The following is a 16246-nucleotide window of genomic DNA, read 5'->3' on the forward strand; positions in this document are numbered from 1 at the left end:
AAACCGCCCGCGACAATGTCGCGAGCGGCTGAAATGCAGAGCTGACGGTGAGGCGTTACTGACCCGTCTGGTTTTCCTTGGAGCTCTTGTTGGGATCCTTCGTCGACGCGCCCGGAATTGCGGCGCCGCCCTCCGTCGCGGTGGACTTGCCCGACTGCTGCATCTGCGTGTCCTGAGGACTGGTCGCGACGCCGCCGGCGCTGTTGTTCATCGCCCCGGTCGTGCCAGGCGAGGTCGGCTTGGCGTCGCCGTGAGGCGCAGAAGTCGCGCCCTTGTCCACGTCTGACTTCGTATCCTGAGCATAAGCGCCGCCCACCATAAGCATGGTGGCTGCAATTGCGAGAATGGCCTTCCGCATGGGTGAGATCCTCCTTTTGTTTTTGGTAAAAGGAGAACTCACATACCGGGAAGATGTTCCCGTGCACGCGAGATCGTGACTTTCTCTGACAGCGCCTTGTTGATGATCTTTAGGTTTTTCAGACCTTTCGACGGGACTGCGTCAACTTCCGAACAGTCCCTTCCAACTCGGCTGTGCTCCGGGCGTCGTTCCTGCGGCCTCATAGACGCCTCGCGCCACTGCGCGCGAGAGCGTCAACGCAGCGATATGGCCAAGCCACGTAAGCGCCGTGACGCGCTCTCCCGATAGTTCGGCGTGGCCCGTCGCGGCGGCGAAGACGACGTCGCCGTCGAGCGGCGTGTGACAGGGCACGAGCGCGCGGGCGAGCCCGTTCTGCGCCATGACGGCGAGCGACCGCGCCTCCGTCTTGGTGAGCGCCGCATCCGTCGCGACCATGGCGATGGTGGTGTGGCCTCCCGCCATTGGTTTCGACGCCGGGAACCATGCGTCCTGAGAGACGTCGGCCGCCGGACCGATCCCGCCGAACTCGGACTCAAGCTCGAACGGCGCCGCCCAGAAATGCCGTCCGTCTCCCACTGTGGCCGACCCCAGCGCGTTGACGACCGCGAGCGCGCCGACCGTGACGCCAAGTTCCTCGACCGCGCTCGACGCCGAGCCGAGGCCTCCCTTCAGGTTCGCCGTTCGCGCGCCGAGGCCGGCGCCGACGCTGCCGAGGGCGAAGTCGTGCGACGCCGCCGATGCGGCGGTATGGCCAAGGTCGCGATAAGGCGGGAACCGCCCCCACTCCTTGTCGCCGCCGTTGAGCAGGTCGAACAGGATCGCCGCAGGAACGATCGGAACGCGGGCGGAGCCGACCTGAAAGCCCCTGCCCGCCTCAGCCAGAGCGGCCATAACGCCCGACGCGGCGTCGAGACCGAAAGCGGAGCCTCCGGAAAGGCAGATGGCGTCGATCGCCTGGACGGTGCGCTCGGGCAGCAGCAGGTCGGTCTCGCGCGTCCCCGGCCCTCCGCCGCGCACGTCGACCGACGCGACCGTGGGTTGTTCGAACACGATGGCGGTGACGCCGGACGCTAACCGCCCGTCGTCCGCGTGGCCGACGAGCACGCCGGAGACGTCGGTGATGCTGTTTCTCGGACCGGCGCGAAGGCGCATGTGAACCTCGCGTTGACGACCCGGGCGATCCGAGGCGCCGCGCCCCGGCTTTGTCCCCGATAGATCGAAATGCGGTCAGGCGTCCAGCGGCGGCCGCCAGCGGACACGATAGAAGATGTGCCGCCCGATCTTGTCTTCCTTGACCATATCCCGGATCCAGCGCGGCCGGACATAGGTCGCGTGATAATGCGTGCTGTCGCCGACTTCCGGCAGCCAGGCCCCGTTCTGGGCGACGTCGCGGGCGACGCCGGTCGCGATGCGCCAGGCGTGGAGGTTGGTCACCCGGTCCGGGATGCGGTCGCAGGCGAAGGAGAACTGGCATGCGTTGCGCCGGTTCTTGTTCTGATAGACGACGCCACAGACGTCCGAGGGGTAAAAGCCCGACCGCACGCGGTTCATGATCACCTGCGCCACGGCGTACTGACCCTTAACGGGTTCGCCACGCGCCTCGAAATAGACCGCCTCGGCGAGGCACTGCTCGGCCTTCGCCAGTTCCGCTTCCGGGATGTAGACGCGATGCGACAGCCGGGTTTCGACCGATCCGTCGCCTGTCAGATCTTCGCGCGACGCGATCGTCTCGCCTTCCGACACCGCGCGGTGCGAGGGCGTAAGGGCGACATGAACGCCGCGGCGCTCGTCGCCCGGCACGCGCGCCGCGAAACCGGAGACCGGAAGCGCCGCGACCGCCAGCGGCGTCTCGCCTGGCGGCGTCGTCGTATGCGGCATGTCCCCACCGGCAAGGGCCGCCACGGAGGGGGTCGAGCCGTCATGGTTCGGCCCCGCTTCGCGCGGGATCATCGGCACGCTGGTGGAGCCGGCGTCCGCAGAAAGCTGTTCGCTTGCAGCGCCGCCGTCGACCGCGGGCGGCGCCGGCTTCGGCGTGGTCAGGCCGGCGACAGGGATCGAGGCCGGCGAGGCCGGCGCCGGGCGTGCGTGGGCGCCATCCCCCGCCGCGTCATGCAGGTCAGCGATTGCGGCGCCGATCGCAGGCAGCGCGTTCAGCCCCGTCAGGTCCAGCTTCATCGCCAACGCGAGGCTCGGCAGGGCCGCGAAAGGATCGGCGCGAAGCGCAACATGCGGCGCGGCATGGGTGTGGACAGGGGCCGCGATCGGCCGCCGGTCCCCCTTCAGCGTCCGGTCGACGAAGGGCGCCGGCGTCTCCGCCTTCGAGCCGCTTTCCGGCTTGGGTTCCGGCAGGTCGAGCACCATGAGGCTTTCGCCGCCTGCCAGCGGATCGGGCGCGACCATCGGCCCGCGGCCCGATCCGAACAGATCGGCCGCCTCCAGCGAGGCGAGCTCCATCGGACGGGCGACCATCGCAAGATAATGGCCGCGCCCGTCCTCGCGTTGCTCGGCGGATTGCGGCAGCAGACTGAACGCGTCCTGGCGGGCGATCGAGGTGGTGGCGAACGGAACGACGGCCGCCGCCAGAAGCAGCCTGAGCGCGGGCCGCGCACGGCGGCCTTTGTGGCGCTTCAGCGGGCGCGCGCCCTGTCCTACTCGCCCCATCACTCCACGCACCCCGAACCGAAACGCCGTATGGTTTTCGGCTCTTAACCTTGATGAGCGGTTAACGGGGGATCACTGTATGGGGCGGAGCCGGCCTCTCAACACACGAGCGGCTTCGGCCTCTCGTGCGAACGGGCCGCCGGCGAAGCCGGAGAGAACGTCGTGGGCGGCGCGCGCGCCTTCGGTTCCGAAGCGGCCTTTAAGCGCCGCGTCAAGCCGCGCCTCGGACTGCGCGCGACGGCGACGTTCCAGCCTGTCGCCCTCCCCGAGGAACGCGGAGTGGGCGGACAGATGGCTCCAAAGCGCATCGAGTCCCTCGCCGGTGTCAGCCGACACCAGCGTGACGGGGACCTCCCAGTCCGGATCGGCCGCGGCCGCGAGCGACAGGGCGCTTTCGAGGTCGTCCCGCGCGCGGCGGGCGGGGACGCCGAGGTCCGCCTTGGTCACCACGACGACGTCAGGCAACTCCATGACGCCCGCCTTGATGAACTGCAGCGCGTCGCCGGACGCCGGCTGCACCGCCAGCAGCACGGTGTCGCCGACGATCGCGACGTCCGCCTCGGACTGGCCGACGCCCACAGTCTCGACGATCACCCGGTCGAACAGCGCGCGCATCAGGATGGCGGCGCCGAATGCAAGATCGGACAGGCCGCCGAGCCGGTCGCGGGCGGCGTAGGAGCGCACGAAAACGCCCGTGTCTTCGGGGTCGGTGGGAATGCGGGCGCGGTCCCCGAGCAGCGCTCCGCCCGATCGCATCGACGACGGGTCGACGGCGACGACGCCGACACTCAGTCCATTCGCCCTCATAGCCCGGACCAGCGCTCCGGTCAGCGTGGACTTGCCGACGCCCGGCGGTCCGGTGAGACCGAGAACCTCGCCCTTCGGCTCGGCGGCGGCGGCGTCGAGAAGACGCGCCGCCTCTGGCGTTCCGGCTGCGCGCTCAAGCTGGGCCAACGCTCGCGCCAAGGCCGCCTTGCCGGCTCCGCGCAACGATTCGAGGTCTGGAAACGAAGTGGCGCTCAAGCTCGAATCCGGTGCGGGAGGCGTCGGTTCAGGCGCTCATCTCGCACGTTCCGGGTTTCGGCGCGACGGCGCCTTCGTCTGTCTTACTGCGGCTTTTGCGGCGCCGGCGTCCGAGGCCGAAACTTGTCGCACTCGTTATGGACCATCGTCTCGGCGTTCTGGAGCGCGATGTTGAACTTCATGTTGCGATCGGGGTCGATCGCAGCCCGCTGCGACCGCGCCGTCTCGTAGTCGCCCACCGTGTAAGCGTAAAAAATCTGCCGCTCGGTGACGTCGTTGATGTGCATGTCGGCCACCGCGACGAGGCAGGAGCAAAGCTCCTTCGGAGCTTTCGGCGAGCACGCCGCGATGTAAGCCTCATCGATCGCCTTGGACTGCGCAGGATCGGGCGCTTGCCCAGCACCGTCGTTTCCCTGAGCGTAAGCCGACGGGATCGCGGCGATAAACGAGGCGGCGGTCGCTGCGAGAATGAGACGACGCATGGGGACTGTCCTCCAAAACCAGATGCGCCGTCGGAACGCCGCGCTTATGTTTTTTATTATCGCGAGAGGTCGACCATTGCGACCCCAGTCGTCCGTCGGGGAAGCGCTCAAGTCAGGCCGATAACAGCAAACAGGTCGTCGGCGTCGGTCCACACATCCCCGACGCGCCAGCCCGCGGCTTCCGCCAGCCCGCGGAATTCGGAATGAGAGTATTTGCGCGAGCTCTCTGTGTGGATCGTCTCGCCGGCTGCGAAATCAAAGCGCCGGTGGTCGATGGCGACGGACTGGGCCTTTCGGCTGACGAGATGCATCTCGACCGCAGAACGCTCGGCGTTCCAGCGCGCCTCATGAGCGAATCCCCCCATGTCGAAGTCGCCGCCAAGCTCCGTATTGATGCGCTCGAGCAGGTTGAGGTTGAACGCCGCCGTAATTCCCGCCGCGTCGTCATAGGCGCGCAGCAGCGTCGAGACGTCCTTTTTCAGATCGACGCCGATCACCGCCTTGCCGGTCTCGCCGACATGGCCGCGCACGCGTTTGAGGAAAGCGATCGCGTCCAGAGGGTCGAGATTGCCGACGGTCGAGCCGGGAAAGAACGCGACCCGCGGCGTCAGCCTCGGCAGGTCCGCCGGCAGATCGAAATCGTCGGTGAAGTCAGCGACCACGGGGCGGATTTCGATATAGGGAAAACGCCGCTCGATCCGTTCGGCGGAGATCGCGAGAAAGTCGCCTGCGATGTCGACCGGCACATAAAGCGCAGGGTTCTCGAGCGCGCCGAGCAGTATCTCCGTCTTCACGCCGGCCCCGGCGCCATACTCGACCAGCACCGCCCGCGGTCCGCAAAACGCAGCGATAGCGCCTGCTTTGTCCTGCAGGATCGCGGTCTCCGTGCGCGTCGGATAATATTCCGGAAGCGCCGTGATCTCCTCGAAAAGCTCCGAGCCGCGGTCGTCATAGAGCCAGCGGCACGGCAGCGTCTTGCGCTCCGCGCCGAGCCCTTCCAGAACGTCCGAACGAAACGCTTCACGCTGGGCGGATCGGAAATCAACACGCTCAAGCATCACGCATCCTCGGCGAGGCGAAGGCCGGAGAATTGCCAGCGCTTGTCGGGTTGGAAGAAGTTCCGGTAGGTGGCTCGGACATGATCGTCCGGCGTCGCGCACGAACCGCCGCGCAGCACAAATTGACCGCACATGAACTTGCCGTTGTATTCGCCGACGGCCCCTTCGGCGATCTTGAAGCCGGGATAGGGCGTGAACGGACTGCGCGTCCATTCCCAGACGTCGCCGAACATCTGACGAGGTCCGCCCGTCGGGGGTCCCGCTGGCCTGGGCCGCAAGCGCCCACCGCCTGCGAACGTGCCGTCAACGGGAACATCGGCCGAAGCGAGCTCCCATTCCGCCTCGGTCGGCAGCCGTTTGCCGGCCCAACTCGCGAAGGCGTCGGCTTCAAAATAGCTGACATGAGTGACGGGCGCCGAAGGATCGACGGGCTGCATGCCGCGCAGCGTCATGCTCCACCACGCGCCGTCGCGATCCTCCCAGTAAAGCGGCGCCGTCCAGCGATGCTCGAGGATCTGACCCCAGCCGTCGGCCAGCCAGAGCAGCGGATCGCGATATCCCCCGTCGGTCATGAAGGCCATCCATTCGCGGTTCGTCACAAGCCGATCGGCGATGCGGAACGGACGGACATACGTCTTGTGACGCGGCCCCTCGCAATCGAAGGCGAAGCCCGCGCCGTCATGTCCGATCTCGATGAGACCACCCTCGAAGGCGACGTAGTCCGCATCGCCCGGATCATCCGCCACGGCGACCGGCTCCGGATCGCGGTAGGCCGGCCGCACCGGACTTTGAGCGAAGAGATGCAGGATGTCGGTGAGCAAAAGCTCTTGATGCTGCTGTTCGTGGTGACAGCCGAGCTCGATCAGGTCAGCGAGCGCCCGATCAGGGCCGTCAGCGATCAGCGCCTCCATCGCCACGTCGACATGCGCGCGGAAAGCCAGAATCGCGTCGAGCGACGGCCGGGTCAGCAGCCCCCGTTTCGGCCGCGGATGCCTTGCGCCGATGGTCTCGTAATAGGAGTTGAACAGGAAATTGAAGGTCTCGTCGAACACGCGATAGCCGGGCGCGTTCGGCTTCAGAACCATGGTCTCAAAGAACCAGGTTGTGTGCGCGAGGTGCCATTTGGCCGGACTCGCGTCCGCCATCGACTGAGCGGTCGCGTCGGCGTCGGACAGAGGACCCGCAAGCTTCCTGCTGTGGCCGCGAACCGAACTGTAGCGCTGGGAAAGCGTCGAGGACTGGCGGGCCAGGCGAACCGGATTGCCTGTCATGAGGACTCCTTCGATCGCTCGACTTCGTTCGAGACGACGCATTCGTTACGCGGCGAGGCGCGGAACGGATGGCCCGCGCGCTCGATGCGTAGAAAACACCCCGTCGGATGCGAAGTTCCGCGTGAGCAGAGTCACATGGCCAGCCTCGCGCCGCGGACAAGCAGGCGCGAGGGGCTTCGCCGGTTGCGTTGGCGCAAGCGTCAGGCGGCCGTCTTGGTCCGCTCCGCCTTCATGCGCCTGATCGCCGCCTGGGCGGCCGCAAGGCGGGCGATCGGCACGCGGAACGGCGAGCAGGACACATAGTCGAGCCCGACCTCTTCGCAGAAGGCGATCGACGCGGGGTCGCCGCCATGCTCTCCGCAAATCCCGAGTTTGATGTTAGGCCGCGTCGCACGCCCGCGCTCGCAGCCGATCGCAACCAGTTCGCCCACGCCTTCACGGTCGATCGTCACGAACGGGTCGTGAGCCAGCAGCCCTTTCGCGACATAGGGGCCGAGGAAGGGAGCGGCGTCGTCGCGGCTGATGCCGAGCGCGGTCTGCGTCAGGTCGTTGGTGCCGAAGGAGAAGAACTCGGCCGTCTCCGCGATCTCGCCGGCCATCAGGGCGGCCCGCGGCAGCTCGATCATGGTGCCGACCTGATAGGAGAGCGTCTCGCCGCTCTCGGTCTCGATCTCCTTCGCGACGGCGTCGATGCGCGCCTTGACGAAGTCGAAGTCGGCCCGGCCGACGACCAGCGGCACCATGACTTCGCAGGTGACCGGGGCGCCGGTCGCCTTGCCGGCCTCGACGGCCGCCTCGAAGATCGCGCGCGCCTGCATCTCCGCGATCTCGGGGAACGCGATCGCAAGGCGACAGCCTCGGAAGCCGAGCATCGGGTTGAACTCGTGCAGCGCCTCTGCGCGGCCGCGCAGCTTCTCGGCGTCGATCCCCATCGCCGCGGCAACCTCGGCCACGGCCTCGTCGCCGTGCGGCAGGAACTCGTGCAGCGGCGGGTCGAGCAGGCGGATCGTGACGGGCAGGCCCTTCATGATCTCGAACAACTCGCGGAAGTCCGAGCGCTGGTACGGCAGCAGCTTGTCGAGCGCCTTGCGCCGGCCCGCCTCGTCGTCGGCCAGGATCATCTCGCGCACGGCGACGATGCGGCGCTCGTCGAAGAACATGTGCTCCGTGCGCGACAGACCGATGCCTTCCGCTCCGAAGCCGCGGGCGGCGCGGGCGTCTTCCGGCGTCTCCGCGTTGGCGCGGACCTTCATGCGGCGGATCCCATCGGCCCAGTTCATCAGGGTCGCGAAATCCCCGGACAGTTCCGGCTCGACCATTGCAACGGCGCCGTCGAGCACCTGCCCTGCGGAGCCGTCGATGGTGATGACGTCGCCGGCTTTGTAGACGCGACCGCCGATCGTGAGCGTGCCCTTCTTCTCGTCGATGCGGAGCGAGCCGGCGCCGGAGACGCAGGGCTTGCCCATCCCGCGCGCGACGACGGCGGCGTGGCTCGTCATGCCGCCGCGGGTCGTCAGGATGCCGGCGGCCACGTGCATGCCGTGGATGTCCTCCGGCGAGGTCTCCGTCCGGACAAGTATGACCTTCTTTGCGCTGTTCTCGCCGGCGACCGCCTCTTCGGCGGCCTCCGAGGAAAACACGATCTCGCCCTGGGCCGCGCCGGGCGAAGCCGGCAGGCCGCTCGCGATGATCTTTCGCTCGGCCTTCGGGTCGATCGTCGGATGAAGCAACTGATCGAGGGACGCCGGATCGATGCGCTCGATGGCCTCTTCCTTGCTCAGAACCCCCTCGTTGACGAGGTCGACGGCGACTTTAAGCGCAGCCTTCGTGGTGCGCTTGCCGTTGCGGGCCTGAAGCATCCAGAGCTTGCCGCGCTCAACGGTGAATTCGAGGTCCTGCATGTCGCGATAGTGACGTTCGAGCGCCGTCGCGACCCCCACGAATTCTTTGAACACGTCGGGCATGCGGGTCTCAAGCGACGGCGCGCGGACCTGCCCCGCCTGCCGCGCAGCTTCGGTGATCGGCTGCGGGGTGCGAATGCCCGCGACGACGTCCTCCCCTTGAGCGTTCACCAGGAATTCGCCGTAGAGGCTCTTCTCGCCAGTCGAGGGATCGCGCGTGAAGGCGACGCCGGTGGCGGAGGTGTCGCCCATGTTGCCGAACACCATCGCCTGCACGTTGACAGCCGTGCCCCAGCTTTCGGGAATGGCGTTCAGGCGACGATAGGTGATCGCGCGTGGGTTCATCCACGAGGAGAACACCGCGCCGATCGCGCCCCAGAGCTGTGCGAGCGGGTCCTGCGGGAAGGGCGCGCCGCTCTCGGCCTCCACCTTGGCCTTGTAGGCCAAGACGATCTTCGTGAGGTCGCCGGCGTCGAGCTCGACATCCTCGACGACGCCCTTCTTCTCCTTCGCGGTCTCCAGGATGTCCTCGAACAGGTCGTGGCCGATACCGAGCACGACGTTCGAGTACATCTGGATGAAGCGGCGGTAGCTGTCATAGGCGAACCGGCGATCGTCCGCCTCGACCGCAAGTCCTTCGACTGTCCGGTCGTTCAGCCCGAGGTTGAGGATCGTGTCCATCATCCCGGGCATCGAGGCGCGGGAGCCGGAACGCACCGATACCAGCAACGGGTTCGCCTCGTCGCCGAAACGGCGGCCGGTGATCGCTTCGATATGCTTCAGCCCGTCCGCGACCTGAGCTTCGAGTTCAGCGGGATAGGCGTGCGCGTTGGCGTAGAAATGCGTGCAGACCTCGGTGGTGATGGTGAAGCCCGGCGGCACCGGCAGGCCGATATTCGCCATCTCCGCGAGGTTCGCTCCTTTACCGCCAAGCAGGTCGCGCATTTCGGCGCGCCCTTCCGCATGGCCGTCGCCGAATGTGAGAACCCACTTGGTCATCGCGCACGTCTCCTCGAATTCTCTCAGAAGCTTCTCGCATCTGCGAAGGACAGGTCCAGACGCGATCCGAGGTGGCACGGCGCTCGCTCGCTGACAAGCCGCTCCGAGACATAACTGGGCGATCGGCGCGGCGTTTCGAGCCGTCGCGCCTGCAGCCGCGATCGAAGCCCAGGCTTCGCATCTGCAAAATTGCTTTTGCGACCTACTTGCAAAAACGTCTCCTGCGAACGATTATTATAAGCGTTCCGAATTCCACAGCGACGAGAAAAGGCGAGCCCGGCATATGAGCGACGTCGCCCAAGAGCCGCGATCCACGCCGTTCAGTGGATGGCGCAACGGCCCAGGCGACGCCTCGCTCGCGGAGGTCAATGGCTCGGTCTCTGTAACCGGACGTTCGAAGCTCCGCCGCCTGCTCGCCTTCATCGGACCGGGCTATCTGATCGCCGTGGGCTACATGGACCCCGGCAACTGGGCGACCTCGCTCGCCGGAGGCTCGCAGTTCGGCTACGCGCTGATGGCCGTCATCGCGATGTCCAGCCTGATGGCGATGCTGCTGCAGGCGCTCTGCGCCCGTCTTGGGATCGCGACCGGCCGCGACCTCGCCCAGGCCTCCCGCGACGCGTTCCCGAAGGCGGTCTCGTTCCCGCTCTGGCTGCTCGCGGAGGCGGCGATCTGCGCGACCGACGTCGCGGAAGTCATCGGCACGGCGATCGGCCTCAATCTGATCTTCGGTCTGCCGCTCGAGATCGGCGTCGTGCTGACGGCGCTCGACGTCTTCCTCGTGCTGATGCTGCAGAGGGTCGGATTCCGCTGGGTTGAGGCCTTCATCATCGCCTTGCTGATGGTGATCGCCGCCTGCTTCGCGATTCAGCTCGCCATGGCGGACCCGGATTTCGGCGCCGTCATCCGCGGCCTCGCCCCGACCACCGAGCTCGTCACCAATCCGGCGATGCTCTACATCGCGCTGGGCATCGTCGGCGCGACGGTGATGCCGCATAATCTCTATTTGCATTCCTCGATTGTGCAGACGCGCGGCTACCGCCGGGACGCCGCCGGCAAGCGCGAGGCGATCCGCTATGCGGTGACGGATTCGACGCTGGCGCTGTCCTTCGCCTTCGTCGTCAACGCCTCCATCCTGATCCTCGCCGCCGCCGCCTTCTATGCGAACGGACGCCATGAAGTGGCCGAACTCGGCGAAGCGCACACTTTGCTTGGTCCGCTTCTCGGCGGGGCGCTGGCCGCGACCGCGTTCGGCGTCGCCCTGCTCTGCTGCGGCTTGAATTCGACCGTGACCGCGACCTTGGCGGGACAAGTCGTGATGGAGGGGTTCCTCCGCATCCGGCTTTCGCCATGGCTGCGACGGCTGATCACCCGGGCGATCGCGATCGTGCCGGCGATCGCCGTGACTCTCCTCTACGGCGAGAGCGGGACGGCAAAGCTACTGGTGCTGAGCCAGGTCGTGCTCAGCCTGCAGCTGCCCTTCGCCGTGATCCCGCTGGTCTGGTTCACCGCGAGCCGCGCCAAGATGGGCGAGTTCGTCGCCCCCAGATGGATGTCGGTCGCCGCTGCTCTGGTCGCCGCGGTGATCGTCATCCTGAACGGCAAGCTGGTGTTTGACTTCATGATGGGGGGCTGAGATCGGCCGCCCGTCGTCGTTGATGGTTTCGACCTGATCGAGCCGCGCGAAGGTGACGCCGGCGGCCTTCAGGGCTCTGATCGCAGCGGCGACGCCCTGGCCTGACGGACGCGTCGGCTGGTTGATGTGGGCGATGACGACGTCGCCGGACCTCGCGCCGGCGATCCGCTTCTCGACGCTGAACGCCGGAAGCGAGGCGCCCATGTCGCCGTTCAGCGCATAGCCCGCCACCTGGTACCCCTCAGCCTTCAGCTCGTCGAGGGCGTCCCGGGTGTAGCGGGCGGTCGCGCCACGGAACCAGCGCGGCTTCGCGCCGGTCGCGGCCTCGATCGCCGCGGCGCCGCCGCTGATCTCCGCGCGCACCGCCTCCATCGACCCGGCCGACCTCACCTTGAAGACCTCGGGCGCGTCGGTCACCAGCGGGACGTGCCGCGCGCCGTGGTTCTCGATCTCGAACTGGTCGGCATGCGCCTTCAGGACGGCGAGCGCCTCCGGATTGGTTCTCAGCCAGCGGCCGGTGACGAAGATCGTCGCCTTGGCCCCCGTCTCAAGCAGGGCGTCGAGTATTCGCTGGTCGGTCCTGCCGGAACAGGCGTCGAATGTCAGCGCGACGGCGCGGACGCCCGGATCGGCCTTCGCGATGGTCAGGCGGGGCTCGAATTCGGTCGCAGCCGCGGTCAGGCCCATTGCGATCACAAGCGAAAAGGAGGCGAGCGCGAAGGCGATGCGTCTCACGTCGGCGAACTCACTTCAGCGTCCGGGATCTGATCCACAGCGCCGGCAATTCGTCGAAACCAAGGCCGTCCGCGCCGGAGTTGGCGTTGCGGGCCGACGCCGCTAGCTTGCCGCAGCGGCCCGGAGGGAGATCGAATGCGCAGCGCTGCGAGCCTCGCCTGGACGATCATGACCGTCGCCGCGCTTGTCGGCGCGGACGCGGCGCGGGGCGCGGACAAGCCGGAGGAATTCTGGTCAGTCGGTAAGCCGAAGACCGGTCCCGGCTTCTCGCTCGCCCCCGTTTCAGCCTTTCCCGTGCCGACGGCCGCCGACGCGCTTCCGACCGCGAAGCTGCGCGCGCCGCCGGGGTTCAAGGTCGAGACCTGGGCTTCCGACGTCCTCGACGCGCGGATGATGCGAGAGGGGGACAAAGGCACGGTCTTCGTCTCTTCGCTGTTCGTCGCGAACAAGGTCTACGCGATCCTCGACAAGGGCGACCGTCGCGAGGTCAAGGTCATCGCCTCCGGCCTCTCCCAACCGAACGGGATCGAGTTCCACGGCGGCGCGCTCTATGTCGCGACGCCAAAGCAGATCCTGCGTTACGCCGATATCGAGGATCATCTCGACGATCCTCCGAAACCGACGGTGCTCTACGACAAATTCCCGGGCGACGGGCCGCATGGCTGGAAGTTCCTGAAGGTCGGCCCGGACGGGAAGCTTTATTTTCCGGTCGGCGCGCCCTGCAACATCTGCCAGCCGGACGCCCGCCACGCCCGCATCTTCCGCATGGATCTCGACGGAACCAACGTCGAGACGGTCGCGACGGGCGTGCGCAACACCGTGGGCTTCGACTTCGATCCGAAGACCGGCGACCTCTGGTTCACAGACAACCAGCGCGACTGGATCTCGGACGACATGCCGCTTGACGAACTGAACCACGTCGCCAGACGCGGGCAGAACTTCGGTTTCCCCTACTGCCATTCCGGCATCATGACCGACCCCGAATTCGGCGGTCGCAGCTGCGACGAGTTCGAGAAGCCCGCAGCCCTGCTCGGCGCCCACGCCGCCCCGCTCGGGATGCGGTTCTACGCCGGGACGATGTTCCCGGAACGATACCGCGACGCGATCTTCATCGCCCGGCACGGGCCGTGGAACCGTCAGCGCAAGGACGCCGACGTCGCCGTGGCGTTCCTCAACAAGCGTCGCGAGGTGGTCTCGGTCGAGCCGTTCCTCACCGGTTTCGTGCAGGACAACGACTATCTCGGCCGGCCCGTCGACGTGCTGGTGCTGAAGGACGGCTCGCTGCTGGTCTCCGACGACCACAACGGCGCAATCTATCGCGTCAGCTATGTTGGCGACCCCTCCGCCCCCGCGGATCGCTGACGGCGGTCCGGTCGACCACCGGCTGGTGAGGCTCACTCCGGCTCGAAATTCAGCGCCACGCCGTTGATGCAGTAGCGCAGGCCGGTCGGCGGCGGGCCGTCGGGGAAGACGTGGCCGAGGTGGCTGCCGCAGCGCGCGCAGTGCACTTCCGTGCGGCGCATGCCGTAGCTGGTGTCGTCGGTCTCGCCGACCGAGCCCGGAATCGGCGCGCCGTAGCTCGGCCAGCCGGTGCCGCTCTCGAACTTTGTGCCGGAGCTGAACAGCGTCTGGCCGCACCCGGCGCAGGCGAACACGCCGCGCCTCTTCTCGTTCAGCAGCAGACCGCAGGTTCCGGCCCGCTCGGTGCCATGCTGACGCATCACGGCGTATTGCTCGGGCGTGAGCATCGCGCGCCATTCGGCGTCCGTCCGGGTGACTTCGTAGGTCTCGTCGAGCATGTCGGGCTCCTCCTCGTCGCGCAATATGGGGGCCGCGGCGGTTCTCGTCATGATCCGGAAGCCGCTTTACTCACTCTCAGCCCTCGGCGCGCCGCAGCTCCGGCCCGGCCGCGGCGACTGTCGGCTTCCGGTCCGGACGGCCGAGGCAGAACGCCACGACGTCGGAAAGGCTGCGGGCGAGTCCGTCCGCGCCGGCGCGCGCCGCGCCCGACGCAAGCGCATCGGCCTCGGCGGACCAGAAGGCCACCAGGACCGTCGCCTGGGGCGCCCGTCTGCGCGCCCTGCGGACCGCGAGCCTCAGATGCGCCTCGGTCGGGTCGAGCAAAGCGAGGCAGACGATCGTCCGCGGGCCGCCCTTCTCGAGCTCGACCACGCTCGCCGACGACAGGAAGGCCTCGTCCTCCAAACTCGCTTCGACGCCGTGCTTGGCGAGGATCTGCCGCATCACGCCGGCCGCGGCGTGATCGAGCGCAGAGCGGCCGCCGACGCAGCGCGCCCTGACCATCGGCGGCGGGGCGACAGGCAGCGGCGCCGCCGATGCGTCCGCGTCCGACGATTCGACGGCGGCGACGATCTCCATGTCGGTCGTCTGGCCTATCCGATCGGCCATCGGGTCCTCGTCGGCCCACTCGTCGAGATCCTCGACCAGCTCGTCAGCCGCGGCGCGCACGGTGGCGAGCCTGCGGTCGTCGAGCGCGCCGCGCGTCGCGTCTCGGGTCGCAAGCAGCAGGCCGGGCAGCGCAACCTCCTCGTAATAGGTCGAGAGCGATCGCTCCTTCAGGAACTCCTCCGCCTTCTCGGCGGCCTCCGCCGGATCTCCGACCAGCATGCGCTGGTAGAACAGCTCCGGCGGCGTGAGCGAGGGCCGGTCGCCGAACATGGTGTCGAGGAACCTGAGCGCCTCGACATGGCGGCCGAGCACGACGAGGCAGACGGTGAGCGGGGTCGACAGAACAAGGCCGATCGGCCCCCACAGCACCGTCCAGAACGTCGCAGCGAGCACCACCGCGACCGGCGACAGACCGGTGCTGCGGCCATAGACGACCGGCTCGATCACGTGGCCGACCAGCGGCTCGACCACCGCGAACAGCACGGCCGTCCAGATCAGCATCGTCCAGCCCGGATCGACGGCGGCTGCGAGGATCAGCGGGCAGATCGCCGCGATGATCGCGCCGATATAGGGCACGAAGCGCAGCACCGCGCCCAGAATGCCCCAGAGCGGCGCGCTCGGGACTCCGATCAGCGACAGGCCGATGGCGATCGCGACGCCGAAGGCCGCGTTGACCGCGACCTGGGTGAGCAGCAGCCGGCTCAGCCGCTTCGCCGCGTCGTCGAGCGCGGCGGTTGTGCGCTGCAGGTCGTTGGAGCCCGCGAGGCTCATCAGCCGGTTCCTGAGATCCTCGCGCTGCAGCAGAATGAAGATCACGAACACCATGACGATGCCGGCCATCGCGAGCGGATGCACGAGCGGCTGGAGGATCGCCTGCATGTTCTGCAGCGGCGTCGGCGCAGGCTGGTGGATCTCGACCGGCAGCGGCTGGCCGGACTTGAGCGGGTCGGCCAGCGGCTTGCCGTCGTCGCCGAGCGTCCTGCCCTGAGGGCTCGGCGCGTTGAGTTCGCGCCCCAGGCTCTGCAGCAGGTCGCCGGCGCGCTCCAGCGTGCGGCTGCCGCCGGTCGCCTCGCGGATCGACTGCGCCTTTTCGCGCATCGTGGACTGATATTGCGGCAGATCCGCCGCGAGCTGGCCGACCTGGCCCGCGATCATCGCGGACAGTCCCAACAGGATGGCGAAGGCGAACAGGGCGACGATGATCACCGAAGGGGTGCGCGGCAACCCGAGCTTGCGCGCCCGGCCGACGAGCGGCGCCAGCACGAAGCTCAGGAGCAGCGCGAGCGCCAGCGGGATCAGAACGTCGCTGCCGACATAGAGCACGGCGACAACGACGCAGCCGACGATCGCCGCCGACGCCGCCCTGACGATCGCGCTCGACGCGTCGGGCCCACGGACCTCGGCTGAGGACGGTTCCGGCATTGTTATGATCCCTGCGGGCGTCGACCGCCTCATACCCAGAACGCGCCGGGCGCCCCGGTGTTCCGGATCGGCGCGCCGCCCCGGCGGCTTGGTGAAGGAAGCATGACGTCGTGCGTCCTGGTCCCGGCTCGGGGGCCGGACACGGCTGCGCCGCCGCCGGCTAACGCCCGCGGCTGGCTTCAGTCCTCGCTCTGGTCAACGCCACGAACGTAACGGGGAAGGCGCAGAGCGCCGGGCCACCGTCGTGGGGCATTTCCGTTAGTCGGTCGCCCGGCGCTCCGCGCGCGGCGA

Annotated in this window: 12 protein-coding genes and 1 pseudogene; 2 read left to right on the forward strand and 11 right to left on the reverse strand. The window is 67.8% G+C overall.

Annotated elements, in window-relative coordinates:
• Positions 1-55: 55 nt before the first annotated feature.
• The 8 genes from PKE75_RS15405 to ppdK all read right to left on the reverse strand — a co-directional run bounded on the left by PKE75_RS15405 (position 56) and on the right by ppdK (position 9753).
• A complete protein-coding gene (locus PKE75_RS15405) occupies positions 56-358 on the reverse strand; it encodes a hypothetical protein (protein ID WP_271169622.1) in 303 nt (100 codons plus the stop codon).
• A gap of 141 nt (positions 359-499) precedes the next feature.
• Positions 500-1510: a P1 family peptidase gene (locus PKE75_RS15410; RefSeq protein WP_271169623.1), complete on the reverse strand. Its 1011-nt coding sequence runs from the start codon at positions 1508-1510 to the stop codon at positions 500-502.
• A gap of 75 nt (positions 1511-1585) precedes the next feature.
• On the reverse strand, positions 1586-3019 hold the full coding sequence (locus tag PKE75_RS15415) for a cell wall hydrolase (protein WP_271169642.1): 1434 nt from the start codon (positions 3017-3019) through the stop codon (positions 1586-1588).
• 72 nt (positions 3020-3091) lie between these two features.
• A complete protein-coding gene (locus tag PKE75_RS15420; protein ID WP_271169624.1) occupies positions 3092-4042 on the reverse strand; it encodes an ArgK/MeaB family GTPase in 951 nt (316 codons plus the stop codon).
• Positions 4043-4125: 83 nt separating this feature from the next.
• Positions 4126-4524: a hypothetical protein gene (locus PKE75_RS15425; protein ID WP_271169625.1), complete on the reverse strand. Its 399-nt coding sequence runs from the start codon at positions 4522-4524 to the stop codon at positions 4126-4128.
• 107 nt (positions 4525-4631) lie between these two features.
• A complete protein-coding gene (gene egtD, locus PKE75_RS15430; RefSeq protein WP_271169626.1) occupies positions 4632-5582 on the reverse strand; it encodes an L-histidine N(alpha)-methyltransferase in 951 nt (316 codons plus the stop codon).
• On the reverse strand, positions 5582-6853 hold the full coding sequence (gene egtB / locus PKE75_RS15435; RefSeq protein WP_271169627.1) for an ergothioneine biosynthesis protein EgtB: 1272 nt from the start codon (positions 6851-6853) through the stop codon (positions 5582-5584). Before egtB ends, egtD begins: the two co-directional genes overlap by 1 nt.
• A 200-nt stretch (positions 6854-7053) precedes the next feature.
• A complete protein-coding gene (gene ppdK, locus PKE75_RS15440) occupies positions 7054-9753 on the reverse strand; it encodes a pyruvate, phosphate dikinase (RefSeq protein WP_271169628.1) in 2700 nt (899 codons plus the stop codon).
• Positions 9754-10036: 283 nt separating this feature from the next.
• Between ppdK and PKE75_RS15445 the strand changes: the two genes are divergently transcribed.
• Entirely contained in the window at positions 10037-11389 is a 1353-nt protein-coding gene (locus PKE75_RS15445; protein ID WP_271169629.1) for an Nramp family divalent metal transporter, read from the forward strand.
• A 288-nt stretch (positions 11390-11677) separates the two neighbouring features.
• Here the strand turns inward: PKE75_RS15445 and PKE75_RS15450 are convergent.
• Positions 11678-12076, reverse strand: a pseudogene (locus tag PKE75_RS15450) (polysaccharide deacetylase family protein); the annotation flags it as partial.
• A 183-nt stretch (positions 12077-12259) separates the two neighbouring features.
• Here PKE75_RS15450 and PKE75_RS15455 point away from each other — a divergent pair.
• Positions 12260-13486, forward strand: coding sequence for a PQQ-dependent sugar dehydrogenase (locus tag PKE75_RS15455; protein ID WP_271169630.1), 1227 nt, complete (start codon positions 12260-12262; stop codon positions 13484-13486).
• A gap of 32 nt (positions 13487-13518) precedes the next feature.
• Here PKE75_RS15455 and msrB read toward each other — a convergent pair whose 3' ends face one another.
• Positions 13519-13923 (reverse strand): peptide-methionine (R)-S-oxide reductase MsrB, encoded by a 405-nt coding sequence (gene msrB / locus PKE75_RS15460; protein ID WP_271169643.1) that lies wholly within the window; start codon positions 13921-13923, stop codon positions 13519-13521.
• 76 nt (positions 13924-13999) lie between these two features.
• Positions 14000-15955 (reverse strand): AI-2E family transporter, encoded by a 1956-nt coding sequence (locus PKE75_RS15465; RefSeq protein WP_271169631.1) that lies wholly within the window; start codon positions 15953-15955, stop codon positions 14000-14002.
• Between the last annotated feature and the right edge of the window lie 291 nt (positions 15956-16246).

Origin of the sequence: Hansschlegelia plantiphila (assembly GCF_027922265.1) — a bacterium.
GTDB classification, from domain to species: domain Bacteria; phylum Pseudomonadota; class Alphaproteobacteria; order Rhizobiales; family Methylopilaceae; genus Methylopila; species Methylopila plantiphila.

Coding starts and splice junctions, on each gene's coding strand:
- PKE75_RS15445 (WP_271169629.1), top strand. CDS start 10,037: ATGAGCGACGTCGCCCAAGAGCCGCGATCCACGCCGTTCAGTGGATGG.
- PKE75_RS15410 (WP_271169623.1), bottom strand. CDS start 1,510: ATGCGCCTTCGCGCCGGTCCGAGAAACAGCATCACCGACGTCTCCGGC.
- ppdK (WP_271169628.1), bottom strand. CDS start 9,753: ATGACCAAGTGGGTTCTCACATTCGGCGACGGCCATGCGGAAGGGCGC.
- egtD (WP_271169626.1), bottom strand. CDS start 5,582: ATGCTTGAGCGTGTTGATTTCCGATCCGCCCAGCGTGAAGCGTTTCGT.
- PKE75_RS15425 (WP_271169625.1), bottom strand. CDS start 4,524: ATGCGTCGTCTCATTCTCGCAGCGACCGCCGCCTCGTTTATCGCCGCG.
- PKE75_RS15405 (WP_271169622.1), bottom strand. CDS start 358: ATGCGGAAGGCCATTCTCGCAATTGCAGCCACCATGCTTATGGTGGGC.
- PKE75_RS15415 (WP_271169642.1), bottom strand. CDS start 3,019: ATGGGGCGAGTAGGACAGGGCGCGCGCCCGCTGAAGCGCCACAAAGGC.
- egtB (WP_271169627.1), bottom strand. CDS start 6,853: ATGACAGGCAATCCGGTTCGCCTGGCCCGCCAGTCCTCGACGCTTTCC.
- PKE75_RS15465 (WP_271169631.1), bottom strand. CDS start 15,955: ATGCCGGAACCGTCCTCAGCCGAGGTCCGTGGGCCCGACGCGTCGAGC.
- PKE75_RS15455 (WP_271169630.1), top strand. CDS start 12,260: ATGCGCAGCGCTGCGAGCCTCGCCTGGACGATCATGACCGTCGCCGCG.
- msrB (WP_271169643.1), bottom strand. CDS start 13,923: ATGCTCGACGAGACCTACGAAGTCACCCGGACGGACGCCGAATGGCGC.